This window comes from Aquimarina sp. AU119 (assembly GCF_900312735.1).
Taxonomy (GTDB): domain Bacteria; phylum Bacteroidota; class Bacteroidia; order Flavobacteriales; family Flavobacteriaceae; genus Aquimarina; species Aquimarina algiphila.
Genome location: NZ_OMPF01000016.1, coordinates 302,341 through 321,670, shown reverse-complemented (window position 1 = coordinate 321,670; position 19,330 = coordinate 302,341). Strand labels below are relative to the sequence as shown.

The following is a 19,330-nucleotide window of genomic DNA, read 5'->3' as shown; positions in this document are numbered from 1 at the left end:
ATAATCAAAAGCTTATTTAAGCAATATCTTTTTTACAAAAGTAGATTTGTTTTGTTTAATTTTAATAAAATACAAACCTGTGTTTATTAGTGTTTTTCTATCTATTTGAATGCTTTTGTTATCTGTCTGTGTTTGATAGACCTCTCTTCCTTGTGCATCATATATTCTTATGTTGGAAGTAATAAATTCTCCAAGATTGATCGTAAAGTTATCGCCTTTGGCCGGATTGGGATAAATAGTGATTTTATGGTTACTACCAATATTTTTGTCAACTTCAAGAAGAATACTTTCATTAATACTACAGTTTCTCTTATAGATATGATTATCATCTGTTATTATCCAAGGAATTTTATCAGAATCTACGGTAATCTGTCTAGCTCCGCCTGGTAATTGTTTAAATGCTCCATTACCAGTGTATAGATATATTTTCTTATCCATACTAGTTACGATCACCTGATCTCCATTAGGGTTTATGCCAATATCTAAGATTGTAAGTGATCCTTTTCTATTCCAGCCACTTCCATTCCATTGATAGAGTCCATTATTCATTCCAACTATCCAGGGAGTACCGTTACCATCTACATCAATTCTTTGTCCGGTTCCGCTAGGAAGTGTAGTATATTTTCCGCCACCTTCGTACTTTCTTATTCTATTGTCCAGACCAAGAATGTAAAAAACGTTATTAGCTACACCAATATCAATACCAGTACCATTTTTATCTAACCAAGGACCATTTGGATATTTATATTGCCATAGTTTATTATCTTCTCCAATTGCCCATACATCACCACTAGGAGCAACATCAATACGTTTTAGCTTTTTAGTATTATCGGTATTGGTCCATCCACCATTTCCATTGGATTTGTATAAATGGCCATTAGTTCCAATAACATATACATGTGATTTATTGGCTCCAATATCATTGGCTTTACCAGCTTGTATGTTCCAGGTACAACTTGTGGTTGAACCAACAGATATTGTCATAGTGGCTTCAGAGGTAGCTCCTAAGTTATCGGTAGCTACCAGTTTTAAAATATGGTTTCCTTCTTGTAAATTGGTCATTAATGGATCATATTTACTCCACCAAATATGAGTATTGGCTTGTGGGCTCTTTTTTACAAATTTGTCATCAAAATATAAGTCTACTTTCTTTATTGATCCATCTGCATCATCTGCCTTAGCTTCAACAGTAAGATTATCTCCTGCAGTAAAATTAGTTGCAGTAGGTCTTAAGAAAGATAGTGTTGGTGGCTTGTTAACACTAACTATTTTCCAGTTTTGATTTTTATTACCTTCCTGATAAGGCCATAGGTGCATCTTTTTTCCATTATTTCTATCCACTACTTTTTCGCAATGTAATGGCTGTAAGAAATAGTCATTTCCTACTTTAGTAATATTCCACCTTAAGTGATTTGCCACAACTTGCGTATAGGTGCCTAAATTAACATTAGGGTTTTGAGTATTGTCTCCTGCATTGCAAGCACCATATGGTACTTCTAAATATCTTCCTGTTTGTACATTTTTTAATGTATAATCATTAATGCTACCATCAATTTTAGTAAAAGTCCATTTAACGTCATTTCCAGAACCTGTGGTAACAGAAATATTTGCGCCATTAGTATTCTTAATTCTAGCACCTCCGGTTGGAGTTTCAATAAAATAGTTTCCGTTAGATAAATTAGCTGGGGGTCTTGTTACTACCACAGGAGGAGTTCCATTAATGATTAATTCTATTGTATGCCTTCCGGCTGGTATGGTTACTGTGACAGAATTTAAAGCGGAAGAAATAACAGTAGTGTTGGTTCCATTTAATTTTACTCCAGTGATACCTTGTCGGAAGAAAGTAACATTTGAATTTGAATTTGAATTGATACTACCAGAATTATTTTCTAATACGATACTTACCTGTTGAGAAGCTTGATACCCATAATCTACACCTTCAGTATCTCTAAAACTAGTTCCGTTAGTAGAAGAAAATTTAGTAGTCTTACCGGATTCTTTTCTGAAAAAAGTGGTATTGGCTTTAAAAGAAATCATACCGTAGGTATTAGATTTATTTTGATTTGCACCAATGTAATAGTCTTTGAAACTAGTACTATGTGAAATAATTGCTCCACTATAATTTGCATTTGAAATTTTAGAAATTGGAGGTTTCTTATGTGTTTTATCTTCTGGGAAAATCACCGTGGTAGCTCGTACATAACCATCAGAAGCAGCCTGATAAGTCGCTCTAATATTATCTGTTACAGGTACTTTTATTTCATTACATTTCCCTTTCGGGAACTCTCCTTTATAGGATTTTACTATAGATATCGAAGGTTGTGATGCAAAAAATAAATTAGCACTTTCACCATCTGCCTTGGTTTTAAATACAATAGAAGCATTAGCAGGTGCTGAGTACTCTTCATTTTTGGTAATAGTTTTTGTATCATTACGTTTGGTGTTTACTTGAAAATTTATATTCACAGGATCCTTAGAATCATTAGGCTTTACTTCATCGTGAATTACAAAGTATCCGTTAGATTTACCAGAGATTGGTTGTATTAAATGCATAGTCCTTTTGTGAGTTCCATTCTTAATGGCTGGACCTGCATCAGTAGTTCCAAATTCAATATTTCCTCCTACAAGTCCATCTACTAAACCATTTCCGTCTCTTTGGTCATGTTGTTTTTTATTGCCAATTAGCACTGTGTTATGAAGCGTAGCTCGGTTCCAACCTCCACTATCAGGAGCTTGTCCAGGATATCCTCCTCCGCATCCATTCGCATTGTTATATCTTACACCAGAATTCATTACTAAGTGTTGTCCATATCCCACGATACTAAATGAATTTGATTCTTCTAAGTCATGGGTTATGTTATCTATTGTGGGGTCATCTCTTTTAAGGCAATAAAGAATACCTTGTAATGCTTCTTTAGAGTCTGTTTTATCCCAAAGTGCTACTCCAGATTGCTCTTTGAGTAAAGAGATTGGCATAACAGGTTTGGGTCTATTATTACTTCTCATAAACAATAACATAAAGTTAGTTGAGTTGAAAGTAAGTGGACCATCGTTTCCTTTATGCCATTCGAAAAAGCTGGCGACTTTAGGGCCGTATTTTTCTGCATAATGAACATTAGATTGGTGACCAAATCTTCTTTCATTAAGACCTGTATCTCCAAACTTAGTGAATGTTCCAAAAGGAGTAAGTGCAAATGTAGGAGACCATTCAAAAGCCTTTTGCATTAATGGGTTGTTGTAGTAGTTGCCAATTCCCGTAAATTCCATCACGTCTATTATGTGTGTTTTTGACATACGAGTACCGTGAAGTCTAGCAAATATATACCCTGTAGATTGCCCCCAGGAACCATCATTTAAAATGGATTTGTCGAAGAGATAGTCATCATACAATTTTTTCCACTTTTTGATTTCAGGCTGATCATTTTCGTATATCGCAAATAATAAGTTTATACCATATCGCGCTAATTTTCTTCCTCCTTTATCATCAGCTCTGAAATAGTTTATATAATCTCTAATGTTTTTTTCAGCAATATTTCTTTGACTTGTAGTAAGGTCATTGTAAATAATGTCCAATGCAAGAATGGAATAAAACTGAGTAAAAGTAGCATTAACTAAAGCTCCATGACCATTGGGCTTTACAAACGTTCTGTTTTTTAAAATACTATATATTTTATCTTTGTATTTTTTTCTAGCAGAAGGGTTCGCTTCTAATATATATGCACTAATGTTATAGTTTAAAGTTGTATTGCCTTCTGGTCCATTCCATCTTTGAAATGCAATACTTCTAATAGAACCAAGAAGACCCGATTCGGCTTTTTTTCGTATTTCTGGATATTGGTTCTCCTTAACAATAAGGAAAGGGTGTTCTTGGGAATAACTTTTTAGTAGTGCTAAAAAAAAGAGTAGAGCACAGAAAATTGGTTTAAGAGTTTTCATGTTATAGTTGAGTTAAGTTAAGATTTGTTTTGTGATCGGGAAAAGAATGATTTGTCGACTACTGTTATTTCAAACGAATAGAACATGCTTTTGTTATTCTAAGTTTTAAAAAAAACCATTAGATAATGGTATATAAATAAGTTCTACGATTTTATTTTTAATTATATAAATGTAATTAGTACATTTATAAGAATAATGACTCTTTTAGTATTCGTTTTGTTTGTATTAGAATTCGTTTAATATAAATTTGATTTTTAAAAGCTAATAAATGAATATAATGTATAGCATTTTAGTGGTTTTTTATATAAACCACATTTTGATAAAAAAAGAAACCGTCTTTTTACTTTACAAAAAGACGGTTTCTAAGTTAAGTTGAATTATTCTTCGGTTTTGTATTATTTAGTTTTATTCTTTTAAAAATTTTATAGATTCGTCATCAATTAATAAGGTATACATTCCAGGGGTTAAACTACCAACATTTAGTATAACATCATCTCCACCAGATTTAACTTTATGTTCTAGTAAAACTTTACCATACATGTCGATTACTTTCAAACGATGAATGCCTTTGGGTAGTTTAGGAATGTTTAACGTTCCTTTAGTTGGGTTAGGAAAAGTAAATGAGCCTAAAGAGGCTGATTCGTTTGATTCAAACCCTATATCATGAGAAGATAATTTACCAGGACTTAAAATCCAAAAACGTTGATTTTGGTTAGATGCACCACAATCCCATTGTTGGAACTGTACATTATGGGCAATATTTCCTGCCGGTAAATCTATACATTTACCGGTTTTTCTATTTTGAAAAGCAAATAGCCCATTTCCACGATCAACCCTTTTCCATTGCTGATCTTGGTATCCTTTACAGTCCCATTGTATAATTTTAGTCCCGTTTGCAGGATTACCTCCAGCAACAGCTAAACATCTACCAGACCTGATATTTTTGATTTCAGAGTATCCATCACCTTTATCTACAAATGTCCATTTTCTTGCGTTTCCAGTTCCGTTTTGATGATTTACAACTTTTGCACCGTTATTAGAGGTTCCATTGATAGGTGAAATCCATTTATTAGATTTTACCGACTTAATGACATAGGAATTATCGGTATTGCCACCATCATTATCATTTACCAGTTTATATGTGTGTACCCAATCGACTTTCATGGTGTTAATGGTATTGTCATTTAAATGACTTTTAACCGCTACGCCACCAAGAAAATTTTCGTCATCAGTCCACAAATCCCAAATAAGATTTAGATTTCTAGTTAACGGTCTATTGGTTTTTACACTTCCGGCAGGTTCTCCATCAAGATAAAATTGTACATTATTAGCGTCTTTCCACCACATACCTACTATGTGATACTCTTCGTTCCATCGTACTCCTTTTTTAGGATTATTAGGAGATAAATTTCTATTGTCAAAATTTCCTTTATTTCTTTCTGTATTTCCATTAATTACCTGAAAATATTGAGAATTCATTTGCCACGGAAAATTTGGCTGACATCCGCAACTAGGCCTTGAATTGTTTTCAACAATATCAATTTCATCTCTATTATTGATATCTCCATTATTTAGCCAAAAAGTATTATAAGCCGATAGGTGAGCAGTTATCATCCTGCTTTCAGTGTACATTGGAAATTTGATTTGAGCTTTAGAATAGATTCTAGAACTTTGAAACCATAAAGGTTCAGGACCCAATGTAGCTTTAATCCATAAGTTTCCTTGAGATACTCCAGAATTTTCTTCGATCATCTTAGTCGGAGTGTTGGTATAATCCCACAGCACTTTTTGCCATTTATTGTTATCAAAATTACCGTTGAATTCATCAGAGAGGTTGTCTACTTTTTGCCATTTTTTTCCTGAAGGAGCGGTTGGTTGCGCATATCCAAAAAAGCATGCCAATAGCAAGCTAATACTTGCGATAAGATTGTTTTTCATGATTATTGGTTTTAAGAATAAATTTTTGTGATATTATAAATTTATATATTAAAATTTTATATAAAGACCCTCTTTGTGGTTGTATTTCTAATTGTCTATATATAGTCTAGTAGATAATAGAATATTATCGAGTGTAGAGAAAAAAGACTATATCTAAAAGATAGTTTTTTCTTAATTTGAAATTGTATCAAATTATAATTGGATAAAAAGAAACCGTCTTTTTACCCAATAAAAAGACGGTTTTTAAATCAAAATTAAACAACTCTCCAGTTTAATGCCTTAGAGCGGGCAGTTCTATAGGGTTACCCAAGAAAATATCCATTTTCTTGAGCAATTTTATCAGCGATTTTTGTTCTTAAAGCAACCACATTTGGTTGATTAGCATACTTAGTGAAACGCTTAAGTCCCATAAGCATCATTCGCTGCTCATCTCCTTCTGCAAATGAAACAATGGCTTCTTTTCCTTTTTTGATTGCAATGTCTACAGCATTGTATAAATACAATTGAGACATAGCTATCTGAGTTTCCTGAGCTTCTTCTCCAAAACGTTTTGCATTTTTCTCTGTACGTAGGATCGCAGATTCAGCCATATAAATCTCAATTAATATATCCGAAGCAGCCATTAATAATTGTTGATGTTCTTCTAATTGAGGTCCAAATTTTTGTACTGCAGAACCAGCAACCATTAAGAATACTTTCTTAAGTTTTGCAAGAATTTCTTTTTCTTCTGAAAATAATACAGAGTAATCTGGAGTATCAAAAGACGGAATACCAGTAAGTTCATCAGCAACTTTCATTGCAGGTCCAAGAAGATCAACATGTCCTTTCATTGCTTTCTTAACTAACATTCCTACAGCTAGCATTCTATTGATCTCATTTGTTCCTTCGTAGATTCTAGAAATACGAGCATCTCTCCAAGCAGATTCCATTGGAGTATCTGCAGAGAACCCCATTCCACCAAAAATTTGTACACCTTCATCAGTACAACTTTGTACATCTTCAGATACAGCAACTTTAAGAATAGAACATTCAATAGCATATTCCTCAACACCTTTAAGTTCTGCTTCCTGATGAGAATTTCCTTCCGCTTGACGGATAGCAATTCTATCTTCAATATTTTTTGCAGCTCTATAACTTGCAGATTCATCTGCGTAAGTGTTAGTAGCCATTTCTGCAATTTTAGATTTAATTGCTCCAAAATTCATAATTGGAGTTTTAAACTGAATACGCTCATTAGCATATTTGGTTGCTTCTCCGATTACTCTACGTTGTGCATCAAGACAAGCAGCTGCTAATTTGATACGACCAACATTTAGCGCGTTCATTGCAATCTTAAATCCATTACCTCTTTCTGATAGCATATTTTCTACAGGTACTTTGGTATTGCTAAAAAATACCTGACGGGTAGAAGAAGAATGAATTCCTAATTTTTTCTCTTCATCGGCCATAGAGATTCCATTAGATGGATCATTCTCTACGATAAACCCTGTAATATTTTTATCATCTTCAATACGAGCAAAAACGATCATTACATTACAGAATCCTGCATTAGAGATCCACATTTTCTGACCAGAGATCAAATAATGTTTTCCATCATCAGACAGGACCGCTTTGGTTTTTCCAGAATTTGCATCTGATCCAGCACCAGGTTCTGTTAAACAATATGCTCCCATCCATTCACCTGTAGCTAGTTTAGAAACATATTTTTTCTTTTGTTCCTCATTACCATACAATGAGATTGGCATAGTACCAATACCAGTGTGAGCTCCAAAAGCGGTACTAAATGAACCGGTAGCTCCAGAAATATAATCACATACTAGCATTGTAGAGACAAATCCCATTCCTAGTCCATCGTAAGCTTCGGGAACCGCAACACCAAGAAGGCCAAGTTCTCCAGCTTTCTTCATACAAGCTTCTGTATACGCATAATCTTTAGATTCGAATCGTTCCCAGTGTGCCCATAGCTCACGGTCAACAAATTCTTTTGCGCTATCACGCATCATTCTTTGCTCCTCAGAAAAATCTTCTGGAGTAAATACATCTTCACATTTAGTTTCTTTGACAAGGAATTGCCCTCCTCTAAGAATATCTTTATTTACAGTTTCTGCACTCATTGTTTTATATTATTTTTTCTTAGCTCGTTTTTAGTTTAAAAATTCAAAAATACCAGCAGCACCTTGTCCGGTACCTACACACATAGTAACCATACCATATTTACCTTTCATATCGCGCTTACGCATCTCATCAAATAACTGAACAGAAAGCTTTGCTCCAGTACATCCAAGTGGATGTCCTAATGCAATTGCGCCTCCATTAACATTTACTATATCTTGATTAAGACCTAATTCTCTCATCACTGCAAGAGATTGAGATGCAAAAGCTTCGTTAAGTTCGATTAGTTCTACATCATCTTGTTTTAATCCAGCCTGTTTTAATGCTTTTGGAATAGCTTTTACTGGTCCAATACCCATAATTCTAGGTTCGACACCTGCGGCAGCATAATTAACAAGTCTTGCAATAGGTTCAAGGTTTAACTCTTTTACCATTTCTTCGCTCATCACCAAAACAAAAGCTGCACCATCACTCATTTGAGAGGAGTTTCCTGCGGTAACACTTCCGCCAGCTTCGAATACAGGTCTAAGTTTACCAAGCACTTCTTTACTGGTTCCGGCACGAGGACCTTCATCTTTATTTACTACATATGATTTTGTAGCTTTCTTTCCGTTCTCATCCACATAAACCTGTTCTACATTTATAGGAACAATTTGATCCTGAAAACGGCCTTCTGCTTGGGCTTTTAAGGCCTTCATATGAGAATTGTATGCAAATTCATCCTGATCTTCACGAGATACTTTGAATTGATGAGCAACTGCTTCTGCAGTATTTCCCATTCCCCAATAGTAATCTTCATGTCCGGATTTTGCTAAATCATAATTGAGTTCTGTTTTATATCCTGTCATAGGTACAGAACTCATACTTTCTGCACCTCCTGCAATAATACAATCTGCCATTCCGGCCTGTATTTTTGCAGTTGCGATACCGATAGTTTCTATTCCTGAAGAACAAAATCTATTTACTGTTACTCCTGGAACATCAACAGAGTTTAATCCCATAAGTGAGATTAAACGAGCCATATTAAGTCCTTGAGATCCTTCTGGCATTGCATTACCAACAATCACATCGTCAATACGAGATTTATCGAGATTAGGAAGCTCCTTCATCATGTGCTCGATGGTCTCGGCTGCCAATTCATCGGTTCTTTTAAATCTAAACACTCCGCGAGGCGCTTTCCCAACGGCTGTTCTATATGCTTTTACTATATATGCTGTTTTCATTTTTTTCTTTTTCTAGTTTCTTAGAGGTTTTCCTTTCTTAAGCATATGCTCGATACGCTCAAGAGTTTTACGTTCTGTACAAAGTGATAAGAAAGCTTCACGTTCTAGATCCAATAAGTATTGTTCTGTAACCAATGTTGGTTCTGATAAATCTCCACCGGCCATTACATATCCTAGTTTATTTGCTATTTTATGATCATGCTCAGAAATATATTTACTGGCTTCCATAGAATCAGTACCTACTAAGAACATTCCAAGTGCCTGTTTTCCTAAAACTTTAATGTCTTTACGACGTACAGGTTGCGTATATCCTTGTTCTGCAATTAGTTTTGCATGAGCTTTTGCAGTTGCAATCTGACGATCTTTATTTACAACAACAATATCTTTTCCTTTTTGCAGTAAGTTGGTATCAAATGCTTCATATGCCGATGTTGATACTTTGGCCATACCTATAGTTAAAAAATGTTCTTGCAATACATTAAGTTCGATATCATCTTTTTTGAAGGTATCAGCAGCTCTTAATGCCATTTCTTTGGATCCACCACCACCAGGGATTACACCAACACCAAATTCTACTAATCCCATATATGTTTCTGCCGCAGCAACTACTTTATCGGCATGAAGTGAAATTTCACAACCACCACCTAAAGCCATACCATGTGGTGCAGCGATTGTAGGAATAGCAGAGTAACGCATACGCATCATAGAATCCTGGAAGTATTTGATGGCCATATTTAACTCATCATATTCCTGTTCTACAGCCATCATAAAAATCATTCCGATATTTGCTCCAACAGAGAAGTTCGCAGCTTGATTACCTACTACTAATCCCTGGAAATCTTTTTCAGCAATATCGATAGCTTTGTTTAATCCGGCAAGGACATCACCACCAATAGTATTCATTTTACTTTGAAATTCTAAATTAAGAATCCCATCTCCAAGATCTTCTACTACAACACCGCTATTCTTGAAAACCTCATTGGATTTACGAATATTATCAAGAATAATAAAGGCATCTTGTCCCGGAACTTTTGTTTGTTCTTTTTTCGGAATATCATATGAATGAGTTGCTCCTTCTTTTACTGTGTAAAAAGAAGTATTTCCCGAAGCAATCATATCATTAACCCACGCGGCTGGTTCTAAGCCTTCGGCTTTCATAATTTCGATTCCTTTTTCTACTCCAATAGCATCCCAGATTTGGAAAGGACCATGTTCCCAACCAAAACCAGCTTTCATAGCATCATCAATCTTATATAGCTCATCAGTTATTTCTGGAATTCTGTTTGAGACATATGCAAATAGGGCAGATAAGGTTTTACGGTAAAACTCACCGGCTTTATCTTTACCAGCAACTAAAACTTTGAAACGATCAACTACTTTATCTATAGTTTTTGTCATCTCTAAAGTAGCAAAAGAAGCTCTTTTCTTTGTTCTGTATTCTAAAGTATCTAAATCTAAAGAAAGGATCTCTTTTTTACCATCAGCAGCTACATGTTTCTTATAGAATCCTTGTCCTGTTTTACTTCCTAACCATTTGTTTTCCATCATAGTATTGATGAAATCTGGAAGTTTAAAAAGTTCTAAACGCTCATCATCAGAACAGTTATCGGCAATACCATTAGCTACATGAACTAAAGTATCTAAACCAACGACATCTACGGTACGAAATGTAGCAGATTTTGGGCGGCCAATTACGGGGCCAGAAAGTTTATCAACCTCTTCTATTGTTAGTCCCATTTCTTTTACCATATGGAACAAACTCATGATACTAAAGATTCCTATTCTATTTCCTATAAATGCAGGTGTATCCTTTGCAACTACAGAAGTTTTTCCTAAATATTGTTCTCCGTATCCATTAAGAAAATCCAAAACTTCTGAAGAAGTGTTTGGACCAGGAATAATTTCGAATAATTTTAAGTAACGAGCAGGGTTAAAGAAGTGTGTTCCACAAAAATGTTTTTGGAAATCTTCACTTCTTCCTTCGTTCATAAATTTGATAGGAATACCAGAAGTATTAGATGTAATTAATGTTCCTGGTGTTCTGTATTTTTCTAGATTTTCAAAAACTGATTTTTTGATATCTAATCTTTCAACAACAACTTCTATGATCCAGTCTACATCAGCAACTTTTGCGATATCATCTTCAAGATTTCCTGTAGTGATACGACTTGCAAATTTTTGATGATAGATGGGAGAAGGTTTGGATTTAAGAGCAGCAGTAAGCGAATCATTTACTAATCGATTACGCACCACTTTGTTTTCAAGGGTAAGACCTTTTGCTTTTTCCTTTTCGTTTAGTTCTCTAGGAACAATGTCTAATAATAGCACTTCGACACCAATATTAGCGAAATGGCATGCAATACCGGATCCCATAATTCCTGAGCCGACAACTGCAACTTTTTTAATGATTCTTTTCATTTTTTAACTTCGAGTTGTTAAGGTGTTATAGATTCTTGTTTTGAGTAAATTTTTTTAGATGATATGAGGTCATTTATGATTTGAAATACTTCTAAGAAGATATCTAGTTTTTCCTGAGGTACATGTTTTCTAACAGTACTATCAAAGGCAAAAACTACTTCTTTAGAAAAATTTCTCATTTCTACACCAAATGGAGTTAAGTATATCAATACACCTCTGCCGTCCTGGGGATTCTTCTTTCTAAAAATCAACCCTTTTTCTTCCATGGTTTTTAATGTACGTGATAGACTTGTGGCTTCCATTCCCATTTTGGGGCCTAATGAGGTAGAAGGAGTACCACTTTCTGGATCTATGCTTAGCAAAGCAAATCCGGTAGCCATTGTACTACCTTTTTTACCAGCCTCTTCATTATACATCTTAGCAACTGCCATCCAGGTGGCTCTAAGTGCATAATCAATTGTCTTTTCTCTCATTTAAAAAAATTATTGTGAATGTAAAGGTAAGAAAATTTATTATGCGTGCATAATAAATATGGTAAAAATTTAAGAAAAGATGAAGTAATTTACGTTTTTCTATTGAATTAATAAAAAAACTCCCCATAAAATGAGGAGTCTACTGATTAACAGTTAAACTATTATACAATTTTTTTGTAATCAGTCAATTGAATTAGCCATAAATTTTAGAATATAAATCTTGATATTTTTCTTTAATTATTTTTCTTCTTAATTTCATAGTAGGAGTAAGGTGACCTGCATCAATACTCCATTCTTCAGGAGTAAGTTCGAATTTTTTTACTCGTTCCCATTTTCCAAATCTTTCATTATGCTCATCTACTTCTTCTTGATAACGATCAATTACTTTTTGATTGCTGATCATTTCTTGAACAGTAGTGCCTATTTGTAAGCCTTTGCGTTCTGCCCAGTCTTTTAAAAATTCGAAATTAGGTTGTATAAAAGCGCCAGGCATTTTTTCTCCTTCACCAATAACCATAATCTGTTCAATAAAACGAGATTGTTTCATTGCATTTTCGATTAATTGAGGGGCAACATATTTTCCTCCAGAAGTTTTGAACATTTCTTTTTTACGATCGGTAATTTTTAAAAAGCCATCACTGTCAACTTCTCCAATATCACCAGTGTGGAAATATCCATCTTTTAATACTTCATTTGTTTTTTCCTCGTCTTTATAATATCCTTGCATGACTTGAGGACCTTTAATTAAAATCTCACCATCTTCTGCAATCTTAACTTCGGTATCAGGGATCATCCTTCCGACCGTGCCGATTTTAAAACCACCTTCTCTGAGATCATTTACAGATACTACAGGGGAAGTTTCTGTAAGACCATATCCTTCCATTACTGTAAGTCCAGCAGCGTTAAATACTCTTGCCAGTCTTGGTTGTAACGCAGCACTACCAGAAGCAATTACTTTTAAATTACCTCCAAGAGCTTCTTGCCATTTGCTAAATATTAACTTTTTAGCAATTCCTAATTTCCTTTCATAAAGCCAACCATTAGCTCCATAAGGCTCATATTTTAAACCTAACTCAACAGCCCAGAAAAATAATTTCTTTTTAATACCAGTTAAATCAGCTCCTTTTGCAATAATCTTGTCATATACTTTTTCGAGCAGTCTAGGAACTGCTGTCATTACATCAGGTTTAACTTCTTTAAGGTTATCACTAATTGTTTCGAGAGATTCTGCAAAATAGATGGTTACTCCAAGGTACTGATATAAATACATCAGCATTCTTTCATAAATATGACAAACAGGTAAAAAGCTTAAAGCTTTTGCTTCTCCAGCTGGTATAGGAAAACGAGTTCCTGAATTTAATGCATTACTTACTATGTTTTTATGACTTAACATTACGCCTTTGGGTCTTCCTGTTGTTCCTGATGTATATATTAATGTAGCAAGATCATTTTCTGATATAGAAGCCATTATTTTTTCTACTTCTTCTTGATTGCTATCATCTTTACCCAACTCTAAAACTTCATTCCAGCTTTTACAACCAGCTATGTCATTAAAAGAATATACCTCTTTTAATGATGGAACATTAGTATGAATATTTTTAACTTTTTGGAATACTTCTTCATCTGATACAAAACAGTATGTTGCCTCAGAATGATTTAAAACATATTCATAATCTTCTTGAGAAATAGTGGGATAAATAGGCACATCCTGAGCGCCTATTTGAAGGACACCTATATCAGTGATATTCCACTCTGTTCTGTTGTTAGAAGAAATGATTGCCACTTTATCATTAGGTTTAACTCCTAATCGTAAGAGGCCTCGACTAATCTGGTTAGCTTTTTCTACATATTCTTTGGTGGAAATAGAAATCCATTCTCCATCATATTTGGTTACTAAAGCCTTATCTAAATTAAATTTTTTTAATTGGTAATGTGGGAAATCAAATAGTCTAGTAATTGTTGTCATACGTTGTTTTATAATATTTCTTAATAACCTTTGAAGTCCTTGTCTTTTTATATTTATTTTTTAAAATGATAAGTTACTAAATTTATAGGTAAATCTGTTTAGATAACTAACATTTGTAAACTTCAAAAAATTATTATGCGTGCATAGTTTTGCAAATTATAAAAAATCTGATAATACGCAACTCTAATATATAAAAAAAGGAGCTTTAATTTGATAACTCCTTAATATTTTATTGTTTTTGTTGATATATTTAACTGTTAAATTAACTAACCTTTGAGTTTATTGGATTAAAACGATCTCTTTTTTAACATAACTTCAAAATAAAAAAGTTTGGGTTATGTATACTTTTTAGAACAATAAATTCATAGGCTAGCTATGTTTATGTAATTAAAAGACCGTTTTTTATTCCAGATATTACATAATATTTCAATAATGTCTATATAGTAGATATAAATTTTATTTTTTATCCAACCATTTTCTGGCATTTACAAAGGCTTCAATCCATGGGGATATTTCATCCTGTCTTTCTTTGGGGTAGTATGCCCAATTCCATTGAAAAGTAGAACGCTCGATGTGCGGCATCATTACTAAATGACGTCCAGTTTTATCTGTCATCATTGCTACATTGTAATCAGAACCATTTGGATTTGCGGGATAATTATCATATCCGTATTTGGCAACGATGTTATACTGGTCTTCTGATAATGGTAAATTAAATTTTCCTTCTCCATGTGAAATCCAAACTCCAAGTGTACTTCCAGCCAAAGAAGATAGCATTATAGAGTTATTCTCTTGTATTTTTACAGAAGTAAAACCACTTTCGTGTTTCTGAGAATCATTATGAACTAATTTACCATGTACCTCATGTTCTGGGTTGATTACCTCTAGTTCCATAAATAATTGGCAACCATTACAAATCCCAACAGATAAGGTATCTTCTCTTGCAAAAAAGTTTTTTAAGGCAGTATTTGCTTTTTCATTATATAAGAAAGCACCAGCCCATCCTTTGGCAGATCCTAAAACATCACTATTTGAAAAACCTCCAACGGCACCTATAAACTGAATATCTTCAAGGGTTTCTCGTCCAGAAATCAAATCGGTCATATGCACATCTTTGACATCAAAACCAGCCAAATACATTGCATTAGCCATTTCTCGTTCAGAATTACTTCCTTTTTCTCTAATAATTGCTGCTTTAGGTCTTTTTTTAGAAGTGTCAATAACTGGTTTTTTTCCTGTAAAATGTTTTGGAAATGTATAGTTTAAAGGTTGGTTTGCAAAATTCTTGAATCTATCCTGAGCCAGATTCTTATCAGTTTGCTTTTGATCTAGTAAAAAAGAGGTTTTATACCATGTATTTCTAAGTTCTTCAATATTGAGGTCAAAAGAATCATTTTGATTTTTTATTTGTAGAGAAGGTTTCTCTATAACTTTTCCGATGTTAAAAAACTGAATATCACGTTCTGATAGAATAGTATCGATATCTACATCAGAATTTGCTTGAAATACAATTCCGGCGTTTTCTGAAAACAATAGTTTTACGGAGTCAGATTCATCAATCGCAGATAAATCAATAGTCGCACCAAGATCATTATCAGCAAAACACAATTCTAATAATGTAGTAATGAATCCGCCAGACGCTATATCATGACCTGCTACAATTTTATCTTCTCGAATTAATTTTTGTATTGTATTAAAGGTATTTTTAAAATCTTTAGCATCTTTCACGTTAGGAGCTTCAGATCCTATTTTATTCATGATTTGTGCAAATGAAGAACCTCCTAGTTTATGTGTATCATTAGAAAGGTTTATATAATAAATACTTCCTCCGTTTTTTTGAAAAACAGGTTCAATAACCTTATTGATGTTATTACAATTAGCTGCTGCAGATATAACTACGGTACCAGGAGCAATCACTTCTTCATTTGGATACTTTTGCTTCATGGATAATGAATCCTTACCTGTAGGAACATTAATTCCTAAATCAATAGAGAATTCTGAAATTGCTTTTACTGCTTTATATAATCTCGCATCTTCTCCTTCATTCTTACAAGGCCACATCCAGTTTGCAGATAAGGAAACAGAGTGTAAACCATCCTTAAGTGGAGCCCATATAATATTAGTTAAGGCTTCTGCTATTGAATTTTTGCTGCCTGCTTCTGGATCAATTAAACCCGAAATAGGGGAGTGACCAATACTAGTTGCAATACCTTCTTTACCATTATAATCCAAAGCCATTACTCCGCAATTATTTAATGGTAATTGAAGAGGTCCTGCACATTGTTGTTTTGCAACTTTACCACCCACACAACGATCTACCTTATTTGTTAACCAATCTTTACATGCAACAGCTTCTAATTGTAGTACTTGCTCCAGATAGTTTTCAAAATCATTTACAGTATAGGAAATGTCATTATAATTACGATCAATAGAAACGTCATTCATAATAGTTTTGGGAGAACTCCCAAACATATCCTCTAATGCTAAATCCATTGGTGTATCGCCTTTTGTTTTAGACTGAAAAGTAAAACGATTATCACCGGTTACATCTCCTACCTGGTACATTGGAGAACGTTCTCTTTCTGCAATTCGTTGTAAAGTATCTATATCTTTTTTGGCAATAACCAATCCCATTCTTTCTTGAGATTCATTTCCAATAAGTTCTTTTGAGGATAAAGTTGGATCTCCCACTGGTAATTTATCTAGGTCGATTTTTCCTCCGGTTTCTTCTACAAGTTCAGAAAGGCAATTAAGATGGCCTCCAGCGCCATGATCGTGTATAGAAACTATTGTGTTTTCTTCGCTTTCTACCATACCTCTTATGGCATTGGCAGCTCGTTTTTGCATTTCTGGATTAGAACGTTGGATAGCATTTAATTCGATCCCACTGCTAAACTCTCCAGTATCTGCAGAGGATACAGCAGCACCACCCATACCAATTCTATAATTCTCACCTCCAAGAATAACGATCTTATCTCCGGTTTCTGGTTTTTCTTTAATCGCTTGCTCTGCTTTACCATATCCAATACCTCCGGCCTGCATTATTACTTTGTCAAAACCAAGTTTACGAGCTGTCACGGTGAGCTTGTCGAAGTGTTCTTCATGCTCAAAAGTAAGTACGGATCCTGTAATAAGAGGTTGCCCAAATTTATTTCCAAAATCTGATGCCCCATTAGAAGCTTTAATTAAGATATCCATAGGAGTTTGGTATAACCAATCTCTTTTTTGCATAGTTTGCTCCCAAGGTCGATTATCCTCTAATCGGGAGTATGAAGTCATATATACTGCTGTTCCGGCAAGAGGCAAAGAACCTTTTCCTCCAGCAAGTCGATCTCTAATTTCACCTCCTGATCCGGTTGCAGCACCATTAAAGGGCTCTACCGTCGTAGGGAAATTATGAGTTTCAGCCTTAATAGAAATGACACTATTAAATTCAGTTTCTTCATAAAAATCAGGTTTGTCAGCAGTTTTAGGAGCGAACTGAGTGACTTTAGGACCTTTTATAAAGGCTACATTATCTTTATAAGCAGAAACGATATCATTTGGATTTGTTTCTGAAGTCTTTTTGATTAGTTTAAAAAGTGAAGTAGGTTGTTCTTCTCCATCAATAACAAATGTACCATTGAATATTTTGTGACGACAATGTTCAGAATTTACCTGAGAAAAACCAAATACTTCTGAATCGGTTAATTGCCGACCGATTTTTTTACTCACTTCTTCAAGATATTCAATTTCTTCAGTGCTAAGGGCAAGACCTTCACTACTATTATAGGCAGCAATATCATCTATAGCGATGATTTGCTCAGGTTCAATATCGATAGTGTAAATATCTTGATTTAGACTACTATACTTTTGAGAGAGCATAGGATCATAATCGGTATAATCTTGAATAACCTTTTGAAATTCTTCTATTCGAATGATTCCAGGTATACCCATATTTTGTGTGATCTCGACTGCATTAGTACTCCAGGGAGTAATCATTGCGGCACGTGGACCAACAAAAAAAGCGTCAATAGACGCCACAGATAATTGAGGTTGGTTGCCAAATAACCAGATGAGTTTCTTTATGTTTTCAGGGGAGATTTCATTGTCTGTTTGAACGGCAAATACTTTCTCGTTTTGGTTTCCGAAGAAATGAATCATTTTAAGGTTGTTGTATTGTATTGAACAAGCGGCAAATTTACTATTTTATAACTTAAGTTTAGCATAAAATTATTGTTGAATTGTATAGTTATTCACCGAATTTTAAACAATATAAATAACTGAAAATGTTATCGGGATGCCTGAAGCTGATATAACAGTGCTACAACACATACTGCTAACTATTGGGATTAGAAACTTTTAAGTAGTATAATAGTAACGTTTTATGAAGGGGTTAATACAAATAAAACTACTATTCTACATCTGTCAAGATAAACGTATTACTAGCTTCTAAATCTGTTTTTTCTTGTAATACTTTATCTAATTCTAAAAGATCATCTTTTTCTAGAGCTTTGACCAGTATTTTGACTTTTTTTGATTTGTTTTCTTGAGTATTGTAATGCAGTTCAAGAGTTTTTTTAACAACAGAAAAGCTTGTGATTTGGTCATATTTCATGAGCTTTTTGGGTGCTATTATCCCTAATTTTATTTCCAGATATTGGGGATAAAGCTTTACTATTTTTAGATTTCTATTTGTTGCTCCAATGATCATGAATAAGATTCCAAATCCAATTAATGTACCATTACCAGCCAAAACTAATAAAACCAGACCCATTGCAAGTGCTACTCCTCCCATATATAAAGACTGATTCCCCATTTTTTTACTTAAAGTGAATTCTTTTATTGATTCCATATTTAAAGTGTTTCTAAAAATTTATCTTCTTTTATTTTGTTTAATACTTTTCTGGCACCCATTACTCCAATTAATCCTATTGGGACAAAAAGAATACTTCCTATTAAGAATAGAGTACTTCCTGTTTTTGGTTTTCCCAAAAGTATAATAATGATTCCGATACAGTTTAATATCAAAAAAGGAAGAGTCATCCAAAATATGATTAAACTTTCATCTTCATGGGAGTTGATAGTAAATAGGACAATCAATAATTGAATTGCTATCCATATCATCATTAAGGGATTGATCATTTTCATTTTAAGTTAGTATTGCAAGGTTAATATTTTAGGAATTTTTTATACCAGATTCAAAAATCAACTATTTTGATAATTTACAATACCTTGTTTTCAGTGAAATCAACTGCTTTTATGTATAAAGAAAATTATTTTTA

The 19,330-nt window shown here is 33.9% G+C and carries 10 protein-coding genes; all 10 read right to left on the bottom strand.

Features of this window, described 5'->3' with window-relative positions; all coding sequences use genetic code 11:
- Nucleotides 1-12: 12 nt before the first annotated feature.
- The 10 genes from DK442_RS16130 to DK442_RS16085 all read right to left on the bottom strand — a co-directional run bounded on the left by DK442_RS16130 (nucleotide 13) and on the right by DK442_RS16085 (nucleotide 19,196).
- On the bottom strand, nucleotides 13-3,936 hold the full coding sequence (locus tag DK442_RS16130) for a T9SS type A sorting domain-containing protein (RefSeq protein ID WP_109436923.1): 3,924 nt from the start codon (nucleotides 3,934-3,936) through the stop codon (nucleotides 13-15).
- 405 nt (nucleotides 3,937-4,341) lie between these two features.
- Nucleotides 4,342-5,874: an RICIN domain-containing protein gene (locus tag DK442_RS16125; protein ID WP_109436922.1), complete on the bottom strand. Its 1,533-nt coding sequence runs from the start codon at nucleotides 5,872-5,874 to the stop codon at nucleotides 4,342-4,344.
- Nucleotides 5,875-6,176: 302 nt separating this feature from the next.
- On the bottom strand, nucleotides 6,177-7,988 hold the full coding sequence (locus DK442_RS16120) for an acyl-CoA dehydrogenase family protein (RefSeq protein ID WP_109436921.1): 1,812 nt from the start codon (nucleotides 7,986-7,988) through the stop codon (nucleotides 6,177-6,179).
- 30 nt (nucleotides 7,989-8,018) lie between these two features.
- On the bottom strand, nucleotides 8,019-9,209 hold the full coding sequence (locus tag DK442_RS16115) for an acetyl-CoA C-acyltransferase (RefSeq protein WP_109436920.1): 1,191 nt from the start codon (nucleotides 9,207-9,209) through the stop codon (nucleotides 8,019-8,021).
- 12 nt (nucleotides 9,210-9,221) lie between these two features.
- Nucleotides 9,222-11,627 (bottom strand): 3-hydroxyacyl-CoA dehydrogenase/enoyl-CoA hydratase family protein, encoded by a 2,406-nt coding sequence (locus DK442_RS16110; protein ID WP_109436919.1) that lies wholly within the window; start codon nucleotides 11,625-11,627, stop codon nucleotides 9,222-9,224.
- 17 nt (nucleotides 11,628-11,644) lie between these two features.
- Nucleotides 11,645-12,100, bottom strand: coding sequence for a MarR family winged helix-turn-helix transcriptional regulator (locus DK442_RS16105; protein WP_109436918.1), 456 nt, complete (start codon nucleotides 12,098-12,100; stop codon nucleotides 11,645-11,647).
- A 193-nt stretch (nucleotides 12,101-12,293) separates the two neighbouring features.
- On the bottom strand, nucleotides 12,294-14,066 hold the full coding sequence (locus DK442_RS16100; protein WP_109436917.1) for a long-chain fatty acid--CoA ligase: 1,773 nt from the start codon (nucleotides 14,064-14,066) through the stop codon (nucleotides 12,294-12,296).
- A gap of 456 nt (nucleotides 14,067-14,522) precedes the next feature.
- Nucleotides 14,523-18,209 (bottom strand): phosphoribosylformylglycinamidine synthase, encoded by a 3,687-nt coding sequence (purL, locus tag DK442_RS16095; protein WP_109436916.1) that lies wholly within the window; start codon nucleotides 18,207-18,209, stop codon nucleotides 14,523-14,525.
- A 250-nt stretch (nucleotides 18,210-18,459) separates the two neighbouring features.
- A complete protein-coding gene (locus DK442_RS16090) occupies nucleotides 18,460-18,900 on the bottom strand; it encodes a hypothetical protein (protein WP_109436915.1) in 441 nt (146 codons plus the stop codon).
- Nucleotides 18,901-18,902: 2 nt separating this feature from the next.
- Nucleotides 18,903-19,196 carry a hypothetical protein gene (locus DK442_RS16085; protein WP_109436914.1) on the bottom strand — a complete coding sequence of 98 codons (294 nt, stop codon included), beginning with the start codon at nucleotides 19,194-19,196 and terminating at the stop codon, nucleotides 18,903-18,905.
- Nucleotides 19,197-19,330: the final 134 nt, after the last annotated feature.

What these genes read in the sequence shown, in the direction of transcription:
- DK442_RS16110 (WP_109436919.1), bottom strand. Translation starts at nt 11,627, where the DNA reads ATGAAAAGAATCATTAAAAAAGTTGCAGTTGTCGGCTCAGGAATTATG.
- DK442_RS16105 (WP_109436918.1), bottom strand. Translation starts at nt 12,100, where the DNA reads ATGAGAGAAAAGACAATTGATTATGCACTTAGAGCCACCTGGATGGCA.
- DK442_RS16085 (WP_109436914.1), bottom strand. Translation starts at nt 19,196, where the DNA reads ATGAAAATGATCAATCCCTTAATGATGATATGGATAGCAATTCAATTA.
- DK442_RS16130 (WP_109436923.1), bottom strand. Translation starts at nt 3,936, where the DNA reads ATGAAAACTCTTAAACCAATTTTCTGTGCTCTACTCTTTTTTTTAGCA.
- DK442_RS16125 (WP_109436922.1), bottom strand. Translation starts at nt 5,874, where the DNA reads ATGAAAAACAATCTTATCGCAAGTATTAGCTTGCTATTGGCATGCTTT.
- DK442_RS16090 (WP_109436915.1), bottom strand. Translation starts at nt 18,900, where the DNA reads ATGGAATCAATAAAAGAATTCACTTTAAGTAAAAAAATGGGGAATCAG.
- purL (WP_109436916.1), bottom strand. Translation starts at nt 18,209, where the DNA reads ATGATTCATTTCTTCGGAAACCAAAACGAGAAAGTATTTGCCGTTCAA.
- DK442_RS16115 (WP_109436920.1), bottom strand. Translation starts at nt 9,209, where the DNA reads ATGAAAACAGCATATATAGTAAAAGCATATAGAACAGCCGTTGGGAAA.
- DK442_RS16120 (WP_109436921.1), bottom strand. Translation starts at nt 7,988, where the DNA reads ATGAGTGCAGAAACTGTAAATAAAGATATTCTTAGAGGAGGGCAATTC.
- DK442_RS16100 (WP_109436917.1), bottom strand. Translation starts at nt 14,066, where the DNA reads ATGACAACAATTACTAGACTATTTGATTTCCCACATTACCAATTAAAA.